At 60.4% G+C, this 17,070-nt stretch carries 16 protein-coding genes; 6 read left to right on the plus strand and 10 right to left on the minus strand.

The genetic code is table 11. The features are described from left to right. Positions 1–31: 31 nt before the first annotated feature. Positions 32–808, plus strand: a complete 777-nt coding sequence (locus tag ACW9UO_RS01845; RefSeq protein ID WP_457087329.1) for an enoyl-CoA hydratase-related protein — start codon at positions 32–34, stop codon at positions 806–808. A gap of 166 nt (positions 809–974) precedes the next feature. Here ACW9UO_RS01845 and ACW9UO_RS01850 read toward each other — a convergent pair whose 3' ends face one another. Genes ACW9UO_RS01850 through ACW9UO_RS01865 form a run of 4 tightly spaced genes read right to left on the minus strand, consistent with a single transcriptional unit; the run spans position 975 to position 3,976 of the window. Continuing rightward, positions 975–2,036 carry a dihydropteroate synthase gene (locus ACW9UO_RS01850; protein ID WP_457087330.1) on the minus strand — a complete coding sequence of 354 codons (1,062 nt, stop codon included), beginning with the start codon at positions 2,034–2,036 and terminating at the stop codon, positions 975–977. Further along, the gene (locus ACW9UO_RS01855) at positions 2,033–2,692 is read right to left on the minus strand and encodes an HAD family hydrolase (RefSeq protein ID WP_457087331.1); all 660 of its coding nucleotides are present in this window, start codon (positions 2,690–2,692) and stop codon (positions 2,033–2,035) included. The genes ACW9UO_RS01850 and ACW9UO_RS01855 overlap by 4 nt, the downstream gene beginning before the upstream one ends. Positions 2,693–2,700: 8 nt before the next feature. Continuing rightward, positions 2,701–3,630 carry a methylenetetrahydrofolate reductase gene (locus ACW9UO_RS01860; protein WP_457087332.1) on the minus strand — a complete coding sequence of 310 codons (930 nt, stop codon included), beginning with the start codon at positions 3,628–3,630 and terminating at the stop codon, positions 2,701–2,703. Positions 3,631–3,664: 34 nt separating this feature from the next. After that, a complete protein-coding gene (locus ACW9UO_RS01865) occupies positions 3,665–3,976 on the minus strand; it encodes a virulence factor (protein ID WP_457087333.1) in 312 nt (103 codons plus the stop codon). Positions 3,977–4,279: 303 nt separating this feature from the next. Between ACW9UO_RS01865 and ACW9UO_RS01870 the strand changes: the two genes are divergently transcribed. Further along, positions 4,280–5,392: a Ppx/GppA phosphatase family protein gene (locus ACW9UO_RS01870; RefSeq protein ID WP_457087334.1), complete on the plus strand. Its 1,113-nt coding sequence runs from the start codon at positions 4,280–4,282 to the stop codon at positions 5,390–5,392. A 110-nt stretch (positions 5,393–5,502) separates the two neighbouring features. Beyond that, on the plus strand, positions 5,503–6,261 hold the full coding sequence (locus ACW9UO_RS01875) for an RlmE family RNA methyltransferase (RefSeq protein ID WP_457087335.1): 759 nt from the start codon (positions 5,503–5,505) through the stop codon (positions 6,259–6,261). 400 nt (positions 6,262–6,661) lie between these two features. Here ACW9UO_RS01875 and ACW9UO_RS01880 read toward each other — a convergent pair whose 3' ends face one another. The 4 genes from ACW9UO_RS01880 to ACW9UO_RS01895 form a co-directional block, all read right to left on the minus strand. Next, entirely contained in the window at positions 6,662–7,876 is a 1,215-nt protein-coding gene (locus ACW9UO_RS01880; RefSeq protein WP_457087336.1) for an NADP-dependent isocitrate dehydrogenase, read from the minus strand. A gap of 97 nt (positions 7,877–7,973) precedes the next feature. After that, positions 7,974–9,179: an MFS transporter gene (locus ACW9UO_RS01885; RefSeq protein ID WP_457087337.1), complete on the minus strand. Its 1,206-nt coding sequence runs from the start codon at positions 9,177–9,179 to the stop codon at positions 7,974–7,976. A 115-nt stretch (positions 9,180–9,294) separates the two neighbouring features. Then, positions 9,295–9,930 carry a DsbA family oxidoreductase gene (locus tag ACW9UO_RS01890; RefSeq protein WP_457087338.1) on the minus strand — a complete coding sequence of 212 codons (636 nt, stop codon included), beginning with the start codon at positions 9,928–9,930 and terminating at the stop codon, positions 9,295–9,297. Between the two features lie 65 nt (positions 9,931–9,995). Further along, positions 9,996–11,519, minus strand: coding sequence for a class I adenylate-forming enzyme family protein (locus ACW9UO_RS01895; protein ID WP_457087339.1), 1,524 nt, complete (start codon positions 11,517–11,519; stop codon positions 9,996–9,998). 69 nt (positions 11,520–11,588) lie between these two features. Here ACW9UO_RS01895 and ACW9UO_RS01900 point away from each other — a divergent pair, with 69 nt between their 5' ends. Then, positions 11,589–12,215, plus strand: coding sequence for a helix-turn-helix domain-containing protein (locus tag ACW9UO_RS01900; protein WP_457087340.1), 627 nt, complete (start codon positions 11,589–11,591; stop codon positions 12,213–12,215). Between the two features lie 123 nt (positions 12,216–12,338). Here the strand turns inward: ACW9UO_RS01900 and ACW9UO_RS01905 are convergent, their stop codons facing one another. Beyond that, on the minus strand, positions 12,339–12,572 hold the full coding sequence (locus ACW9UO_RS01905) for a hypothetical protein (protein WP_457087341.1): 234 nt from the start codon (positions 12,570–12,572) through the stop codon (positions 12,339–12,341). Positions 12,573–12,973: 401 nt separating this feature from the next. After that, entirely contained in the window at positions 12,974–14,791 is a 1,818-nt protein-coding gene (locus ACW9UO_RS01910; RefSeq protein ID WP_457087342.1) for an extracellular solute-binding protein, read from the minus strand. Positions 14,792–15,115: 324 nt separating this feature from the next. On the opposite strand from ACW9UO_RS01910, the gene ACW9UO_RS01915 reads away from it, so the two are divergent. Then, positions 15,116–15,889: a 3-hydroxybutyrate dehydrogenase gene (locus tag ACW9UO_RS01915; RefSeq protein ID WP_457087343.1), complete on the plus strand. Its 774-nt coding sequence runs from the start codon at positions 15,116–15,118 to the stop codon at positions 15,887–15,889. A 132-nt stretch (positions 15,890–16,021) separates the two neighbouring features. Then, positions 16,022–17,062, plus strand: coding sequence for a patatin-like phospholipase family protein (locus tag ACW9UO_RS01920; protein ID WP_457087344.1), 1,041 nt, complete (start codon positions 16,022–16,024; stop codon positions 17,060–17,062). Positions 17,063–17,070 lie beyond the last annotated feature (8 nt).

Below are 17,070 nucleotides of genomic sequence, written 5' to 3' on the forward strand. Positions count from 1 at the left end.
GCCTGACAGGTATCAGCCAAGGGCGCGAGACATGAATTACGAAGCCATCACCCTCGACATCACGGATAACATTGCGGTTTTGACGCTGAACCGGGCCGACGTGATGAACGCGCTCAATTCGCAGATGCGGGCCGAAATCAACCACGCGGTGCGCGACGCAGGCGAAAAAGCCCGCGTCTTGGTGATGACCGGGGCGGGCGCGTCCTTCTGTTCGGGGCAGGATCTGGGCGATGCCAGTTCGGCAGCCAATCTCGATCTCGAACGGGTCCTGCGCGATGAATATGTGCCAATGCTGCGCGCGATCTTTGACTGCCCGATCCCGACGATCTGTGCCGTGAATGGCCCGGCTGCCGGGGCCGGGGCCAATCTTGCGCTGGCCGCCGATGTGGTCATCGCGACGCAAAGCGCCTTCTTCCTGCAGGCCTTCACCCGCATCGGCCTGATCCCCGATGCCGGCGGCACCTATTGGCTGCCCCGCCAGATGGGCGCGGCCAAGGCGATGGGTGCGGCGCTGTTTGCCGACAAGATCACCGCGCAACAGGCCAGCGATTGGGGCATGATCTGGGAGGCGGTCGAGGACGAGGGCTTTGACGCCCATTGGAAAGCCCGCGCCGCCCATTTGGCCAATGGCCCGACGGCGGCCTATGCCCATGTCAAAACCGCCATTCGCGGCTCGTATGAGAACACTTTGGATGAGCAACTGCTGCTCGAGGCAAAATTACAGGGCCAATGCGGCAAAACCCGCGATTTCATGGAAGGCGTGATGGCCTTCATGGAAAAACGTCCCGCCAAATACGAAGGGCGCTGACCTGCACCAACGCCCTTGCTTCTTCTGTTTCTAAATACCTCGGGGTGCGCCGATTAAATGGCGCACCTTCGGTTAAACGGTCCTATGGCGCACCTTCGGTGCGACGGGGCTGGCCCCTCAGTCCCGAACGCGCAGCATACGCCGAGGCCGAAAGTTAGACCCAAACTTAAGCCCGCCGACGGCGTCCACCAGTCCGCCCGGCACGCCCGCGCCCTTCCTGACCGGCTTTCACCGGCGGTTTATTGAACGAAATCCATTTGCCGCCATGCGCGTCATTGTCGGTCAACAGGTTGGCGGCGCGGATCGCCTCCATCTCCGAGCCCGGCCGAACCTGCATCGAGCCCAGCCCGAACAGCGTCACAAAGGTCTCATCGTCGATGTCTTCGGGCAGAATGATGCCCGCCGCCAGCACTTCGGCCTTTTTCTCGGCAATCTTGAGCTGCGTCACCGGCATCGCAACCGGGTTCATGATTGCAGAGGTCATGCCCGCGCCCATCGCCATCGGCAAAAACGCGTTGTTGATGCCGTGACGGTTGGGCAGACCAAACGATACGTTGGACGCGCCGCAGGTGGTGTTGACGCCCAGCTCATCGCGCAGACGACGCACCAGAGTGAACACCTGCTTGCCCGCCGTCGCCATCGCGCCGATTGGCATCACCAGCGGATCGACCACGATGTCATGCGCCGGAATGCCGAAATCGGCGGCGCGTTCGACGATCTTTTTCGCCACGGCAAAGCGCACATCGGGGTCTTCGGAGATGCCGGTGTCGTCGTTGGAAATCGCCACCACCGGCACGTTGTATTTCTTGACCAGCGGCAGAACCAGCTCCAGCCGGTCCTCCTCACCCGTCACCGAATTGAGCAACGGACGGCCATGCGCGGCGGCCAATCCGGCCTCCAAAGCGCCGGGCACCGAGCTGTCGATGCAAAGCGGAATGTCGACAAGCCCTTGCACCAGCTCGACAATCTTGGTCATCAGCGGCGGCTCGGTTTCATTCGGGTTCGGGTTGGAGTTGTACACCACGCCCGCGTTGATATCGAGGATGTTGGCCCCGGCCGCCACCTGCGCCAGCGCGTCTTTTTCAACGGTTGAGAAATCGCCCGCTTCCAACTCTGCCGCCAGCTTTTTGCGGCCGGTGGGGTTGATGCGTTCGCCAATCACGCAGAAGGGCTCGTCAAAGCCGAGGACAGCGGTTTGGGTTTTTGACTCGACGACAGTGCGGGTCATGCGGCAACTCCTGTATGGCGCTTCAGGATATCTGTAAGCGCGGGATCGGTGAAATCTTGCAATGTGATCTGTGCGCCCGCCGCGCGCAGGGCGGCGTCGTCCAGTGCCGAGCGGATGCCAACGCCGTAAGCGCCAGAGGCGGCAGCGGCGCGCATGCCCGACGGGCTGTCTTCGAACGCGATGCATTCGCCGGGGGCAACGCCAAGCTGGCGCATCGCCTCTTGGTAGGGGTAGGGATCGGGCTTGCCGCGCGGGCATTCCTCGCCAATCACAATCACCTCAAAGGCATCGCGCAACCCAATCGCGCCCAGCATCGCCTCGGCATTCAGCCGCATCGCGTTGGTCACAATAGCACGCGGCCAATCCTCGGCAACGGCCCGGGCCACCAGATCACCAACGCCGGGCATCCCCGGAAACGGGCGCGGCAGGCGCTCGCGGAACTGCGCTTCTTTCCAGTCCGACAGGCCCTGATGATCGGGCTCATCGGGCAGGAAGTCGGCATAGATATCGACGTTCAGCCGCCCGTGCATATGCTGCATATAGCCTTCGTCGGTCAGCTCCATCCCCCGCGCGGCCCAAATTTCCTTGTAGACCTGCAGGTGGATCGAGTCCGAATTGAGCATGGTTCCGTCAAGGTCAAAAAGCAGCGCTGGCATGGGTGTCCTTAGTCCGCGTTCACGGGTTTGGTGGCGTCGCCGCCGTTTTCAATCGCCCAGGTGGCGTTGGATTTGATGCCGCCCAGCGGGAAGAAATGCACCTTTTCGATGTTGAACTCCGGATTGGCGGCTTTGTGCAGCGCCAGTTCGGTGACCACATCGGTTGGCTCATAGGGCAACAGCAGTTTCGACACGTCCATCGCGCGTTTTTGCAGCACTTTCAAGGAGGGGCCGACGCCACAGGCGATGGCGAACTTGATCAGCGTCTGCAATTTGGCCGGGCCGGCGATGCCGATATGGATCGGAATGGTGATGCCCGCGTCTTTGAGCGCATCAGCCCAGGCGATGATCGGCTTGGCGTCAAAGGCAAACTGCGTGGCCAATGCCATCTCGGCGTCGGTGGTTTCGTTAAACTTGTTTTTCCAGCGCAGCGCCGCGTCGACATTGGCATTGCCGCCGTTGGGATCGATGTCGCGGTTGCCTTCGGGGTGGCCCGCGACATGCAGGCGTTTGAAGCCGGCCTTGTCAAACAGACCGGTTTCCATCATCGCAATCGAGCTGTCGAAATCGCCATGCGGCTTGGCAACACCCCCGGCGAGCAGCAGTGCCTGATCGACGCCAGCCTCGCCTTTGTACATCGCGATCCAGTTTTCCAGCGTCGCGGCATCCTTGATGATGCGGGCGGGAAAATGCGGCATCACCGGAAAGCCATCCTCGGCAAGGCGGCGCGCGGTGGCGACCATATCCTCGATCGGGGTGCCTTCGATATGGGCGATATAGACGCGGGTGCCAGGGGCCAGCAGATCGCGGAAATTCTCGACCTTTTCGGCGGTGCGGGGCATCACTTCGATGGAATACCCGGTCAGAAACGCCGCAACCTCGGCCAAGGCCATCCGGTCCGGTGTGGTGTCGCGCTTTCTGAAATTAAGCAGAGCCATTGCGGCCTCCCATAGCTTTTGCGGCGTCATCGGATCAGGTCTGACCAGAGCCAGCCCATCCGTCGTTTGCAATGAGAGCTTTGATCCGGTCGCGATCATATTCAGCGTCCAGTCGCGCCGCTTCGCTTGCGGCCACGTCCGAGGCTTCGCCCTCAACCGGATAGGGAGTGGCCTTGCGCCATTCGGCCAGATATTCATCCGTGCCGCCTGCGCCCACCTTCATGGCTGCGCGGTCAATGGCCTGCTCGAAACGTTCGGGCAGTTGCACCTTGGAGGCACGACGGCCTTTGCCCACGATCACCTGCGCCGGGATGTCCCGCCAAAAAACCACTGTCACGTCAACCATGCGATTCCCCTTCTCCGATTGCCCCTCAATAGATCAGGGGGCCAAGGTGCCACGTCTCAATTTCGACAGAACACCGCGTTGCAGCGACCTGCGTGTTCCCTGCGCCCTGAATAGGCGGTGGCGCGCGCGGGGGGAAGTGTGAAGCGGTCTCATAATATTCATGCAGATGATGAGGCCGGTTCATTGGTGGTGTGGGCGCCATTGGCCCGCAGGGTTCAATTGAGGTTGATACCAGACAGTGGCTTGCGCGAAGGCGAGCGCGTGCCTATCGTAGTCAGCAACACGATAATCGGAGGGCGTATAATGGCGCCCAAGCGTCCCAAAGGTGCGGGCGCATTCCCGAAACCGGTAGAGAGCCCCGCGCCGAAACCGCCCAATCCGGACGAGCTTTATGCCGCGCTGGATCTGGGTACAAATAGCTGCCGCATGCTGATTGCCCAACCCAAGGGCAGTCAGTTTCATGTGGTGGACAGCTTCTCCAAATCGGTGCAGCTGGGATCGGGGCTGGAACGCTCTGGTCGACTGTCGCGTGCCTCGATGGGGCGCACGGTGCAGGCGATGCGGATCTGTGGCCAAAAGCTGCGGCGTCATAAGGTGACGCGGATGCGGCTGGTGGCGACCGAGGCCTGTCGGCGCGCCAAGAACGCCCGCGATCTGGTGAAATTCGTCAAACGCGAAACCGGCTTGCAGCTTGATATCATCGAGCCGGAGGAAGAAGCGCGTCTGGCGGTGATTTCCTGCGCGCCGCTGGTCAGCACCAAGACCGAGCAATTGCTGGTGGTGGATATCGGCGGCGGCTCGACCGAATTGGTGTGGATCGACCTTTCGGCGGTGCCCAACCCCGACCGCCCCCGTGCGATCATGCGGTTGCACACCGGATTTCAAAACGCGGGCAGCCCGTTTCCGGTGGCACGGGTGGTGGATTGGATCTCGGTCCCGCTGGGGGTGGCCACGCTGCGCGACCAGTTCAACGATGTCGAAGATGACGCCGCGCGCTATGCGCTGATGTCGTGGTATTTTGAGGAAAACCTCGCCGATTTTGCGCCTTACAAGGATGTGCAGGCCCGCGAAGGCTTTCAGATTGTCGGCACCAGCGGCACTGTGACAACGGTCGCGGCCTCGCATCTTGGGCTGAAACGCTATGACCGGACCAAGGTGGACGGGCTGCGAATGACCTCGGATCAGATCGACAAGGTGATCAACCAATACCTTGAACTGGGCCCCGAAGGGCGGCGGCGCGATCCGCGCATCGGGCAGGACCGGCACGCGCTGATCATGTCGGGCGCGGCGATCTTGCAGGCGCTGTTGCGGTCTTGGCCGACAGATCGGCTGTCCGTCGCGGACCGGGGGCTGCGTGAGGGTCTGCTCTATGCGCAGATGTCGGCGGATGGGGTGCTAGAAGACGGGCCGTTTTGACGGTACTGTTTACAATGGGCGCTGCGCGCGCTTAATGAGCCCTTCGGGCGTGAATGGGGGCTTTGCCCCCAAACCCCCAGGATATTTTTGAACCAGAGAAGTGCTGGACCATGGCAAAGACACCGACAGGCAAGAACACCTCCGGACGGGGGCAGCGCGACCTCAAGGTGAAGGTCAAGACCGCGCGGGGGCGCAAGCTCTCGTCGACGCGCTGGCTGCAACGGCAATTGAACGACCCCTATGTCAAGCGGGCCCAGACCGAGGGCTATCGCGGACGTGCGGCCTTTAAGATACTGGAACTGGACGAGAAATTCCGCTTTCTCGTGCCAGGGGCGCGGGTGGTTGACCTTGGCTGTGCGCCGGGGGGCTGGTGCCAGGTGGCCGTTAAGCGGATCAACGCGCTGAACGAACGCTCGGGCAAATCCGTGGGCACCATTCTGGGCATCGATTTGCAAGAGATCGAGCCGATTGCCGGGGCCGAGCTGCACCAGCTCGACTTTCTGGATGAGGGTGCCGACGAACAGGTTAAGGAATGGCTGGGCGGCAAGGCCGACGTTGTGATGTCGGACATGGCCGCTTCCTCCTCGGGGCACAAACAGACCGACCACCTGCGGATCATGATGTTGTGCGAAGCGGCGGCGTATTTCGCCTTTGATGTGCTCGACGAGGGCGGGACATTCGTGGCCAAAGTGCTGGCGGGCGGGGCCGAGGGCGATTTGCAAAAGCTGCTCAAGCAGAATTTCACCAAAGTCTATCACGTGAAACCGCCAAGTTCGCGCGCCGACAGTTCCGAAAAATTCGTCATCGCCACCGGGTTCCGCGGCATTCCGGACAGTGATGAACATCAGGACGGCGACGAAGTAGAATAGCCGCCGAAATGGAATAGCAACGGCGACGTAGTAGAATAGAAAAAGACCGGCCCTTATGTGAGAGGGGCCGGCCTTTTTAAGCGCAAGCGCAGTATTCCGTTTCAGTCTTCTTGTTTGCGAATAACGCAGGTGAAGATGAAACAATCGACAGCGGCGATCACCGCGAGTCCAAGCAGAACGACCATGATTTGTCCCGATCTTTATTTGAGATGAACCTACGGGAGCGCCGCAATTATGACAAGGTTAATGCCTTATTTTGGTTAAATTTCAGCGGTTTGCCGGTTGATCTTTGCGCAAGTGGAACCGGTCTTTCGATAGGCTTGTGATTGCCTTAAAACAGGAAACAAACCGCCCGCCACTTGCGGCGCAAATGTGGCGGTGCGATTCCCTTTGCGGCAATTTAGCCCGCCAAGGCGCGGCTCAGATTCTCATCAATCTTTTCCAAGAAGCCCATCGTGGTGAGCCATTTCTGATTTGGCCCAACCAACAACGCGAGATCTTTGGTCATCGCCCCGGATTCCACTGTGTCGATGATCACCCGCTCCAATGTCTCGGCAAAGCCCATCAGCGCCGCGTTGTCATCAAGCTTGGCACGGTGCTTCAACGCGCCGGTCCAGGCATAGATCGAGGCGATTGAATTGGTCGAGGTGGCCTCGCCCTTTTGGTGCTGGCGATAGTGGCGGGTGACGGTGCCGTGGGCGGCCTCGGCCTCGACCGTCTGGCCATCTGGCGTCATCAGGATCGAGGTCATCAACCCCAGCGAGCCAAAGCCCTGCGCCACGGTATCGGACTGCACATCGCCGTCATAATTCTTGCAGGCCCAGACATAGCCGCCTGACCATTTCAGCGAGGAGGCGACCATATCGTCGATCAGACGGTGCTCGTACCAGATTTCCTTTTCCGCGAAGGCCTCTTTGAACTCCTCGTCAAACACCTGCTGGAACAGGTCTTTGAACCGCCCGTCATAAACCTTGAGGATGGTGTTTTTCGTCGAGAGATACACCGGCCAGCCCAGATTTAGCCCGTAGTTTAGCGAGGCGCGGGCGAAATCAATGATCGACTGATCAAGGTTGTACATCCCCATCGCCACGCCCGCCGCCGGGGCGTCAAACACTTCGCGCTCGATCACCGTGCCGTCGGCGCCTTCGAACTTCATCGTGATCTTGCCTGCGCTGGGAAAGTGGAAATCGGTGGCTTTGTATTGGTCGCCAAAGGCATGACGGCCCACCACAATCGGCCGGGTCCAACCGGGGATCAGGCGCGGCACATTGCTGCAAATGATTGGCGCGCGAAACACCACGCCGCCGAGGATGTTGCGAATGGTGCCGTTGGGCGAGGGGTACATTCGCTTGAGGCCAAATTCCTCAACCCGTTGTTCATCCGGCGTGATCGTGGCGCATTTCACCCCAACGCCGACCTCTTTGATCTTTTCCGCGGCGTCGAATGTCACCTGATCATCGGTGCGGTCACGCTCTTCTATCCCGAGATCGTAATACAGCAGGTCAATGTCGAGGTACGGCTCGATCAGCTTTTTCTTGATGAAATCCCACATGATGCGGGTCATTTCATCGCCGTCGAGCTCTACAATCGGGTTGTCTACCTTGATCCGGGTCATTTGGGCCTCGCGCTGTTTGGCTGTTGGAATGCTTTCCCTTTATCCTAGAACGCTGCGCGCGCGAAGCAATGTATGCAGTTGTATACCTTATTTCCGCTCAAGCGCGTGCTTCTGCCCACCGAAGGTGCAACATCAGGGCGGTGGCACTGGCCGAAAACACCAGCATGCCGATAATCAGCGGCACCGGCGTGCCGTTAAAGGCAAAGCCCACCGGGATCGCCAGCATCACCGAGATGACCGTCGCAACTGCGCCTGTGACGCTCGCGCCAAGGCCCGCGATATGGCCCAAAGGCTCCATCGCCAAGGCGTTGAGGTTGCCAACGCACATGCCGGTCTGGAAAAATACCGACATCTGCCAGACGAGGAACAGGCCGAATTGCACGTCAATCGGCAGCGAGAATTGGAACAGCACCAGCATGGCGAGCGACAGGAATACCTGCGCGATCAGCGTGATTGTCACCAACAGCCGCATGCCATAGCGCAGCACCAGCGCCGAGTTGAGAAATCCCGATGAGCCCGCCACCAGCGCCACAACGCCGAACCAGATGTGAAAGCTGTCGGCGCGGCCAAAAGTTTCGGCAAAGATTTGCTGCACCGACGACAGCACCGCGAACAACATCCCCAGCGCCAGAGAGAGCGCGGCAATCGCGGTGCGGACCGAGCGGTGAGAGAATACATCGCGGGTGCCGCTGACCAAGGCGGCCCAGGTCAGCGGGCGGCGCATCGGTCGGGGCAGGGGCTCTTGCAAGCGCAGCACCATCCACGCCGCGGAGACGGCGGCGAACACGATGAACATCAAGAACACCGAACGCCAGCCGCCCCATGCGATAAGAACCGCGCCAAGGGTGGGTGCGATGGCCGGAACGATGGTGAAAAAGATCATCACAAAGGACATCAACCGCGCCATTTCGCGGCCCGAATACAGATCGCGGATAATCGCCGTCGATACGATGCGCGGCGCGGCGGCGCCAAACCCCTGAAGGGCGCGCGCGGCGAGGGCGAACTCCAGCGACCCGGCGCTATAGGCCAGCACGGCGCCCAAAACGTAGATCGCGCAGCCGACAACAATCACCGGCTTGCGGCCAAAGGTGTCTGACAGCGGCCCGGCGATAAAGGTGCCCACGCCCATGCCAAAAATGAACGAGGTCACGATCAGCTGCGCGCGGTTGGGCGCGTCGGGGCTAAGATCAAGCGCGATCTGCGCCATCGCTGGCAGCATCGCATCCACAGCCAAGGCCACGGTCGACACCAACATCGCCATCATCACGATGAATTCGGTTTGGGAAATACGCTGACCGGACATCACACACCCGCTTGGCACGCCGCAAAACGCCGCGCGTTACCAAAGCGGGATAGTTCAGCGCGCAAGCCCGGTCAACGAACAGCCGGTTGTGCGCAGACGCACCGTTAAAAATGCGTCAGGCGGTCTGTTCGCGCAGTTCCGCGATCACCTTGGCCCACAGCTCGGGCGGCTGCGCGCCGGGCACCGCATGTTTGCCATCAACGATAAAGGTCGGCACGCTCGAGACGCCCATTTCGCGGAAGGCGGTGTCGCGGTCGCGGGTTTCCTGCACGTCGCTGTCGCTTTGCAACAGGCGCAGGATCACCGAGGCGTCCATCTCGAGCGCGTCGGCGATATCGGCCAGCGTGTCATGATCGCCAATATCGCGGCCATCGACGAAATAGGCTTTGAACAGCGCCGAGACCATCGCGGTCTGACGGTCTTCGATCCCGGCCCAATGGATCATCCGATGCGCGTCAATCGTGTTGGGCGTGCGCTGGATGGCATCGAGGTTCATGGGAATGCCAGCCTTTTCGGCGTGTTGATGCACTGGCAGATAGGCTTTCACCGCACCATCTTTGCCGCCAAACTTGCCCTCAAGATAGGCGCGCCGATCCATGCCGTCCGCCGGCATCTCGGGGTTAAGCTGGAAGGGCTGCCATTCGATGGTAAAGGGATGATCCACCGCCGCTTCGAGCGCGCGATCAAGGTAGGTTTTGCCGATGTAACACCACGGGCAGATCGGATCGGAAATAATGTCGAGCTTAACCATGTGACGGCACCTATTTTGAATACTTTCGAGGCATGTAGCAGTGGCACCGGCAAATTGCGAGGGGGCTAGGGTGCGAAGCTTTCGCGCAGGGCGCGCCGCGACAGTTTGCCATTGGGGCCGGTGGGCAGGGCGTCTAGCCGGCGGAACAGACGCGGCTGTTTATAGCGTGCAAGCCGTGCGGTGGCGCGCGCGGTCAGAGCGTCGTTCAGATCACTCTCGGCGGTGTAAAACGCAGCGATAACAAAGGTGTCGGGCTTGATTTCCACGTCCGTCACCGCAATCGCGGTGAGGCCCGGCACGTCTTGCAACGCGTGTTCGACCTCTTGTGGCGAGACGCGGAACCCGCCTGCGTTCATCATATCATCGGCGCGGCCAAGATAGGCAATCTGGCCGTCCGCCTCCATCCGCCCCAGATCGCCGGTGTGAAACCAGCCGCCGTGGCGTTTGGCCGCCGTGGCCTCGGGCGCGCCAAGATATTCCAGCATCAGGCCGGGGTCACTGTCGGCTACGCAAATCTCGCCGGGCTCGCCGAGCGGCACCGGGCCGTCCTCATCGCGGATCGAAATGCGGCGGCCGGTTTGTGGCGTGCCGAGCATGCCGGGGCGCGAGGGTTGCGCGGGGTTTGAGGAAATGAAAGTGGAACATTCCGACATGCCGTAAGCTTCGAAAATCTGGGAGCCGGTGGTGGCGTGCCACGCCGCACGCAGGCTTTCGGGCAGCTTTTCCCCGGCGGCAAAAGCGTGGCGCAGCTTGGGCAGATCGGGCATCGGCGCGGTCAAAAGCTTGCGGTAAATTCCCGGCGCGGCGGCAAACAGCGTTGCGTCGTGGCGCTGCAGCAACTGCGGCAGCATCATAGGATCAGTGCCCGGCGCGGGGATCAGCGCGGTCGCCCCGGCAGCCCAGGGATCAAGCAACCCGGTGCCCAGCGTGAAGGTCCAGTTGAAGGCACCCGCGTGGCACAGCCGGTCGTCGGGGCCGAGGTCATACCAGCCCTGCACCATCATCTGGCGCGCCCAGACGGCGCGGTGGGCATGCACCACGGCGCGCGGCGTGCCCGAGGTGCCAGAGGTAAAGATGATATAGGCGGGCCGATCTGGCGCGCCCATCGCGAACGCGGCGGGGGGCAAGGCGGCCATGTCATGCAGCGCGGCGGCGCTGAGCATGGGCACGTCGGTGTCAGCGCAAGGCACCAACGGATCGCGCAGGATCAGCGCGGGCGAAAGGATGGCGATGATCTTGGCGGTCTCGGCCTCGGACAGCTGCGCCGAGGTCGGCACCGGGATCAGCCCGGCGGTGATACAGCCGAGGAAGGCGAGCGGGAAATCCGGCGTATTGCCCAGCCGCATCAGCACCCGGTCGCCGGGCTGCAATCCGCGTTGCAACAACCCGGTGGCGATGCCGCGCACGGCGCTTTCCAGCCGCGCATAGCTCCAGTTGTCGACCTGCGTCGCGCCAAGCAAGGCAAGCGCGGTTTTCTCAGGCTGGGTGCCCGCGTGGCGCAGCACAAACCCCGCCAGATTGAACGGCGCGGGGCAGGGCGGCGGCGGCCCCTGATCAAACAGGCTGAGGGTGGGATTGGGCAGGGTCATCTTGGGACAACGGGATAGGCGCGCATCGACAGAGTTGCAAGCGCCGTGGCCGCTGCCTATAGCGATGGCATGACGCAGAAAGACAATGCCAACCTGATCCGTGTCGCCCGTGACAAACGCGGCGAGTTTGTCCACACCGAGCCGCTCGATTTGGGCGAGCGTGTGCGCGAGCTGCGCAAGGGGCATGGCTGGACGCTGGAACAAGCCGCGCAAAAGGCCGGGCTGGCGCGGTCGACCCTGTCCAAGATCGAAAACGGTCAGATGTCGCCGACCTATGATGCGCTTAAAAAGCTGGCGCTGGGGTTGGATATTTCGGTGCCGCAGCTGTTCACCCAGCCGCAAAACGAAAAGGTCAACGGCCGCATGTCGGTCACGCGCGAGGGCGAAGGCGCGGCGCAGGCCACCACCACCTATGAGCATGATCTGCTGGCCGAAGGGCTGACCAAGAAAAAGATGCTGCCCTATCGTGCCCGCATCCGCGCCCGTTCGATCGAAGAGTTCGACGGATGGGTGCGCCACGACGGCGAAGAATTCCTGTTCGTGCTGACAGGGGTGATCCGACTTTATACTGAATTTTACGAACCTATCGAGCTGCGTCGCGGCGACAGCGCCTATTACGACGCCACCATGGGCCACAACGTTATTTCGACAAGCGATGACGACGCCACCATCTTATGGGTGACTTCGCTTACTTGAACCAAAAAGCCGGAGCGCTTCGGCTGCATCAGCTTACCTCGCGAACCATAGTGTACCGCCAGCATGCCATCACAGCGCGATTACGTCAGCGCACCCCAATTACGTCAGCAGACCCCGAGTCTGTCAGTGCGCCTCGAGTTCGGTTGCCTGCCGCGCCAGGCTTTGAACAAAAGCCCAATCTCGCAGCTCTTCCACCGCTTCCAGTTCGGTCAGATCATGCTGTGCCGCAAGATGCGCAGCAAGCACCCTTTGATCCAACGGCCTTCGACCGATCACGCGTTCATCCAGTCGGGGAAAACGCGACTTCAACCGTTTCAGGTTGTCGGTCCAGTTGTTGCTTATATCGTTCCAGTCCATACGGCGTCCCTTTAAAAGTCCACCCTCGCGACCGCCACTTTAGCAGGATCACAGAGTCCCTCAAGTAGGGTATTTATAAAAAACGAGACTTAAGATTTTGCTACTAAAAATCCGGAACAAAGCGAAAACTTGTTAGGATTTTGGCCAAAGATGCCCGCGCCGAAATCGGGTCGGGCACTGGCGGGACGCTATAAAAGCAAGCCGCCAAGGGGGCGGTGTCGATGCGCGGCGCAGAGGAAACCGGCCAAAGCCAATCGCCCCGCGCATCGGGATTTCAGGATCAGAGGATGGTTTCAACCACCGCATCAGCGATCTTGACCGGAGCCTTGATGACGGCCTTGACCGGGCTGCACGCGGCAAGGGTGCCGCCCAACAATAGCAGGATGATAAACCGCAAAAACCTATTCCTCTTCATACCACCAGACGTCTGGTTGCCAGCCAATCCAGTCACCATACATCGGGATGTGGTCGGGGTATTTGAGTTCCTTGGCATGGGCAATACGGCTGATGTTGAATTGATAGATCGGGATCACATAGCGGCCCGTGGTCAGGATCCGGTCAAGCGCGCGCACCGAGGCGACAAACTCATCGCGGCTTTGCGAATTCACCAGCTTGTCGATCATCGCTTCGGCGGCGGGGGACTCCATCCCCATCCAGTTCTTCGACCCCGGTTCCTTAATCCCGTCGCGGCCCCAGTACAGCCGCTGCTCATTGCCAGGAGATAGCGAGACGCCGACCCGGTAATACGTCATGTCGAAATCGTAATCGTTGGTACGATCTTTGTATTGCGCATTGTCCACTGTCGAGACTTTTGGCGTGATTCCAAGACGTTCGAGGCCTTGGGTGTAGATGTCGATGATCGACTCGTTCTCGGAAGACCCTTGGGCGAGCAGGATTTCAAAGGTGAAGGGCGTGCCGTTTGCATCCTTCATCACGCCGTCCTGCACGGTCCAGCCCGCCTCTTCAAACAGCGCCATTGCGGCACCGATATTCTTGCGATTGCGGGCCGACCCGTCGCCTTGGGGCAGGGTATAGCCCTCTAGTGCGCCGGGTGGCAGCTGATCTGCGAAGGGCATGAGATAGTCGCGCACAAGGCCCTCGGCGGGGCCGTCCTGCATCGCCAGAACCGAGTTCGAGAAGTAAGAGGTGATGCGCGGTTGTTCGCCACCGGTCAGGGTTTCGTTGATGTATTCGAAGTTAAAGGCGTGGATCAGAGCGTCACGCACCCGCCAATCCTGAAAAATCGGGTTGCGGGTGTTCATCACGAATCCGGTGATGCCCGAGGGGCGCTGGTGCGGGATGACGGATTTGACAACATCGCCGCGGTCGATGGCCGGAAAGTTGTACAGGGTCTCCCACTTGCCCGCGTTGAATTCGCGGTTGGTGTTCGCTTCGCCGGCCTTGAACGCCTCGAAGGCAACCGAACCATCGCCGTAAAACTCCATCCGAATCTCATCGAGGACATTGGTGCCTTTGCGGAATGGCACGTCCTTGCCCCAATAATCGGGGTTGCGCTTGAGCGAGACAAATCGGCTCGCCTCGAAATCATCGATCACATAGGGTGCCGACGTGATCGGCACATTGTCGAGACCCGAGGCGGTGAAGTCCTTGCCCTCCCATTGCGCCTTTTTCAGGATCGGGCGCAACCCGAGCAGCATCACCAATTCACGATCTTCGGTGTTGAAGGTAAAGCGGATCTTGTTGGGACCGCTCTGCTCCATGCTCTCGATCTTGCTCCACAACCCACGGTAGCGCGGGTGGCCGTCGGTGCCGAGCGTCTCATAGGACCACATCACATCTTCGACAGTGACCGGGCTGCCATCCGAAAATTTGGCCTCTTCGCGCAGGGTAAATTCGGCCCATTCGCGATTCGGCCCGACCTCAATCGATTCGGCCAAAACGCCGTAAAGCGAGAACGGTTCGTCGTAGCTTCGGCCCATAAGTGACTCATAAACAAGAAATCTAAGCTGCCAGGGGGCCGAGCCTTTTGCGATGTGCGGATTGAGACTGTCGAAGCCTCCGGTTTCGCCCGTCACCATCCGACCGCCGGTGGGCGCATCGGGATTGGCATAGGGCAGATGCGCAAAATCTGGGGGCAAAGCGGGGTCGCCATACATAGCTATGCCATGCTGGGGCTCTGCAGAGGCGATTCCCCCTAGGGAAACCAGCGCGACGGCGGCCCCAATGGTTGCAAGTTTATGGAAAAACACTGGACGCATTTTGAGAACAATCTCCCGGAAGCCTTGTTTACTTGGCTCGGAGCGTAACGGGGGATTTCCGCCTTTTCAAACTTTTAGCTTGGAGGACGGCGCGAGATTGCTTATAAAGGGGTCACTGCTCGATAGGTTTCTTGCCTGTATGAAACCTGCCTCAATAACTTAACCCCGGCTTCGTGCCGGGGTTTTTTTTGTCCGGATGCCGGGCAATTTCCCATATTTCAAGCGAAAGTCCGCTGGTTTGGCAGCGCGCACTGGCGCTTGGCCTTTTGCAACCGCAGCGATTAGGCTGCAGTGCAGAATCGGCGTATCAAAGGAGAGCTTTCCATGTCGCTCAAAGGCAAAACCGCGGTCATCACCGGATCGAATTCAGGCATCGGGCTGGGCATCGCCCGCGAAATGGCAAAGGCCGGGGCGGATGTGGTGCTCAACTCCTTTACCGACCGCGACGAAGACCATGCGCTCGCCAAAGGGATTGCCGAAGAGTTCGGCGTGACCGCGCGTTACATCAAGGCGGACATGTCCAAGGGCGAGGAATGCCGCGCACTGATCGAACAGGCGGGCACCTGCGATATCCTGATCAACAATGCCGGGATTCAGCATGTCGCGCCGATCAATGAGTTCCCGGCTGAGAAGTGGGATGCGATCATCGCGATCAACATGAGCTCGGCGTTCCACACCACCGCCGCCGCTTTGCCGATGATGCGCAAGGCGGGCTGGGGCCGGGTGGTGAATATTGCCAGCGCTCACGGGTTGACGGCCTCGCCGTTCAAGTCAGCCTATGTCGCGGCGAAACATGGTGTGGTCGGCATGACCAAGACCGTGGCGCTGGAAACCGCGCAAGAGCCGATTACGGCGAATGCGATCTGTCCGGGCTATGTGCTGACGCCGCTGGTCGAGGCGCAGATCCCCGACACGATGAAGGAATACGACATGAGCCGCGAGGATGTGATCAAGAACGTCATGCTCACGCGGCAACCGTCGAAAGAGTTCGCCACGGTCGAGCAATTGGGCGGCACGGCCGTGTTCCTCTGCTCGGACGCGGCGGCGCAGATCACCGGCACCACGATCAGTGTCGATGGCGGTTGGACGGCGTTGTAACGCGTTAGAACATCAGGGGGCTTTGCCGTCGTTGAAAAGAGGGGGCTTCGCCGCAGGTAGAATAAGAGGGGGCTTCGCCCCCGGCCTGCGGCCTCCCCCACGATATTTTTAAACAGAAGAAGGACGGGCGCAGTGCCAAAGACGGTAAGGATCAATTTGGCTTTGCAGGGCGGTGGCGCACATGGGGCGTTTACTTGGGGCGCGCTCGACCGGTTGTTGCAGGAGGAGTGGCTCGAGATTGCTGCGATTTCGGGCACCTCGGCCGGGGCGCTGAACGGCGCGGCGTTGAAGTCTGGCTGGGTCGAAGATGGCCGCGAGGGCGCGCGTGCAGCGCTTCGCGTGCTGTGGGGGCAGGTGAGCGGGCTGGGCGATCTGCGCATTCCCGCATGGATGCAGGGCTTTGTGCCCGATCCTTATGTCGCCGCGCGGACGCTGGAAATGTCGCCGCTGGTGGCGATTTCGGATGCGGTGAGCCGCATGGTGTCGCCCTACGATTACGGCCCGTTTTATCGCAACCCGCTGGAGCGGATTGTGCGCCGGTTCAACTTTGATCAGATTTGCGAGCAGAGCCGTGGGCCGGCGCTGCATATCTGTGCCACCCGGGTGCGCGACGGCAAGGTGAAGGTTTTCACCGGGGATGACATCGATGCCAAGGTGATCATGGCGTCAGCGTGCCTTCCTACGATCTTTCAGGCGGTGGAAATCGCCGGGCCGGATGGCATCTCTGAGGCCTATTGGGACGGCGGCTATACCGGCAATCCGGCGCTGTTTCCCTTGTATCATCCTGAGCTGCCAAATGATATTTTGATAATCAATATCAATCCGTTGGAGCGTAAAGAGACCCCCCGGAGCGCGCAGGACATTCAAAACCGCGTCAATGAGATCAGCTTTAATTCATCGCTTCTGCGCGAGTTGCGGGCCATCGATTTTGTGCAGCGGCTGATTGCGGATGGCAAGATTGTCGAAGGCAGCATGAAGAATGTGCGCATTCACATGGTGGCCGATGATGACCTGATGAATGATCTCAGCGTGGCCACCAAAACCGTGCCTTTGCCCTCGGTGATTGGCCAGCTTCACGATGCGGGCTATGCGGCGGCCGAGGGGTTTTTAGCCGATCATGCCGCATCCTTGGGCAAGGCGCAGACGCTTGTTCTGCGCGATATGTTTGCCTGAGGGGTAAG

This window comes from Marinovum sedimenti (genome assembly GCF_054052205.1).

What these genes read in the sequence shown, in the direction of transcription:
- ACW9UO_RS01880 (WP_457087336.1), bottom strand. Translation starts at nt 7,876, where the DNA reads ATGACCCGGATCAAGGTAGACAACCCGATTGTAGAGCTCGACGGCGAT.
- ACW9UO_RS01870 (WP_457087334.1), top strand. Translation starts at nt 4,280, where the DNA reads ATGGCGCCCAAGCGTCCCAAAGGTGCGGGCGCATTCCCGAAACCGGTA.
- ACW9UO_RS01865 (WP_457087333.1), bottom strand. Translation starts at nt 3,976, where the DNA reads ATGGTTGACGTGACAGTGGTTTTTTGGCGGGACATCCCGGCGCAGGTG.
- ACW9UO_RS01910 (WP_457087342.1), bottom strand. Translation starts at nt 14,791, where the DNA reads ATGCGTCCAGTGTTTTTCCATAAACTTGCAACCATTGGGGCCGCCGTC.
- ACW9UO_RS01885 (WP_457087337.1), bottom strand. Translation starts at nt 9,179, where the DNA reads ATGTCCGGTCAGCGTATTTCCCAAACCGAATTCATCGTGATGATGGCG.
- ACW9UO_RS01860 (WP_457087332.1), bottom strand. Translation starts at nt 3,630, where the DNA reads ATGGCTCTGCTTAATTTCAGAAAGCGCGACACCACACCGGACCGGATG.
- ACW9UO_RS01890 (WP_457087338.1), bottom strand. Translation starts at nt 9,930, where the DNA reads ATGGTTAAGCTCGACATTATTTCCGATCCGATCTGCCCGTGGTGTTAC.
- ACW9UO_RS01900 (WP_457087340.1), top strand. Translation starts at nt 11,589, where the DNA reads ATGACGCAGAAAGACAATGCCAACCTGATCCGTGTCGCCCGTGACAAA.
- ACW9UO_RS01855 (WP_457087331.1), bottom strand. Translation starts at nt 2,692, where the DNA reads ATGCCAGCGCTGCTTTTTGACCTTGACGGAACCATGCTCAATTCGGAC.
- ACW9UO_RS01895 (WP_457087339.1), bottom strand. Translation starts at nt 11,519, where the DNA reads ATGACCCTGCCCAATCCCACCCTCAGCCTGTTTGATCAGGGGCCGCCG.
- ACW9UO_RS01915 (WP_457087343.1), top strand. Translation starts at nt 15,116, where the DNA reads ATGTCGCTCAAAGGCAAAACCGCGGTCATCACCGGATCGAATTCAGGC.
- ACW9UO_RS01845 (WP_457087329.1), top strand. Translation starts at nt 32, where the DNA reads ATGAATTACGAAGCCATCACCCTCGACATCACGGATAACATTGCGGTT.
- ACW9UO_RS01905 (WP_457087341.1), bottom strand. Translation starts at nt 12,572, where the DNA reads ATGGACTGGAACGATATAAGCAACAACTGGACCGACAACCTGAAACGG.
- ACW9UO_RS01875 (WP_457087335.1), top strand. Translation starts at nt 5,503, where the DNA reads ATGGCAAAGACACCGACAGGCAAGAACACCTCCGGACGGGGGCAGCGC.
- ACW9UO_RS01850 (WP_457087330.1), bottom strand. Translation starts at nt 2,036, where the DNA reads ATGACCCGCACTGTCGTCGAGTCAAAAACCCAAACCGCTGTCCTCGGC.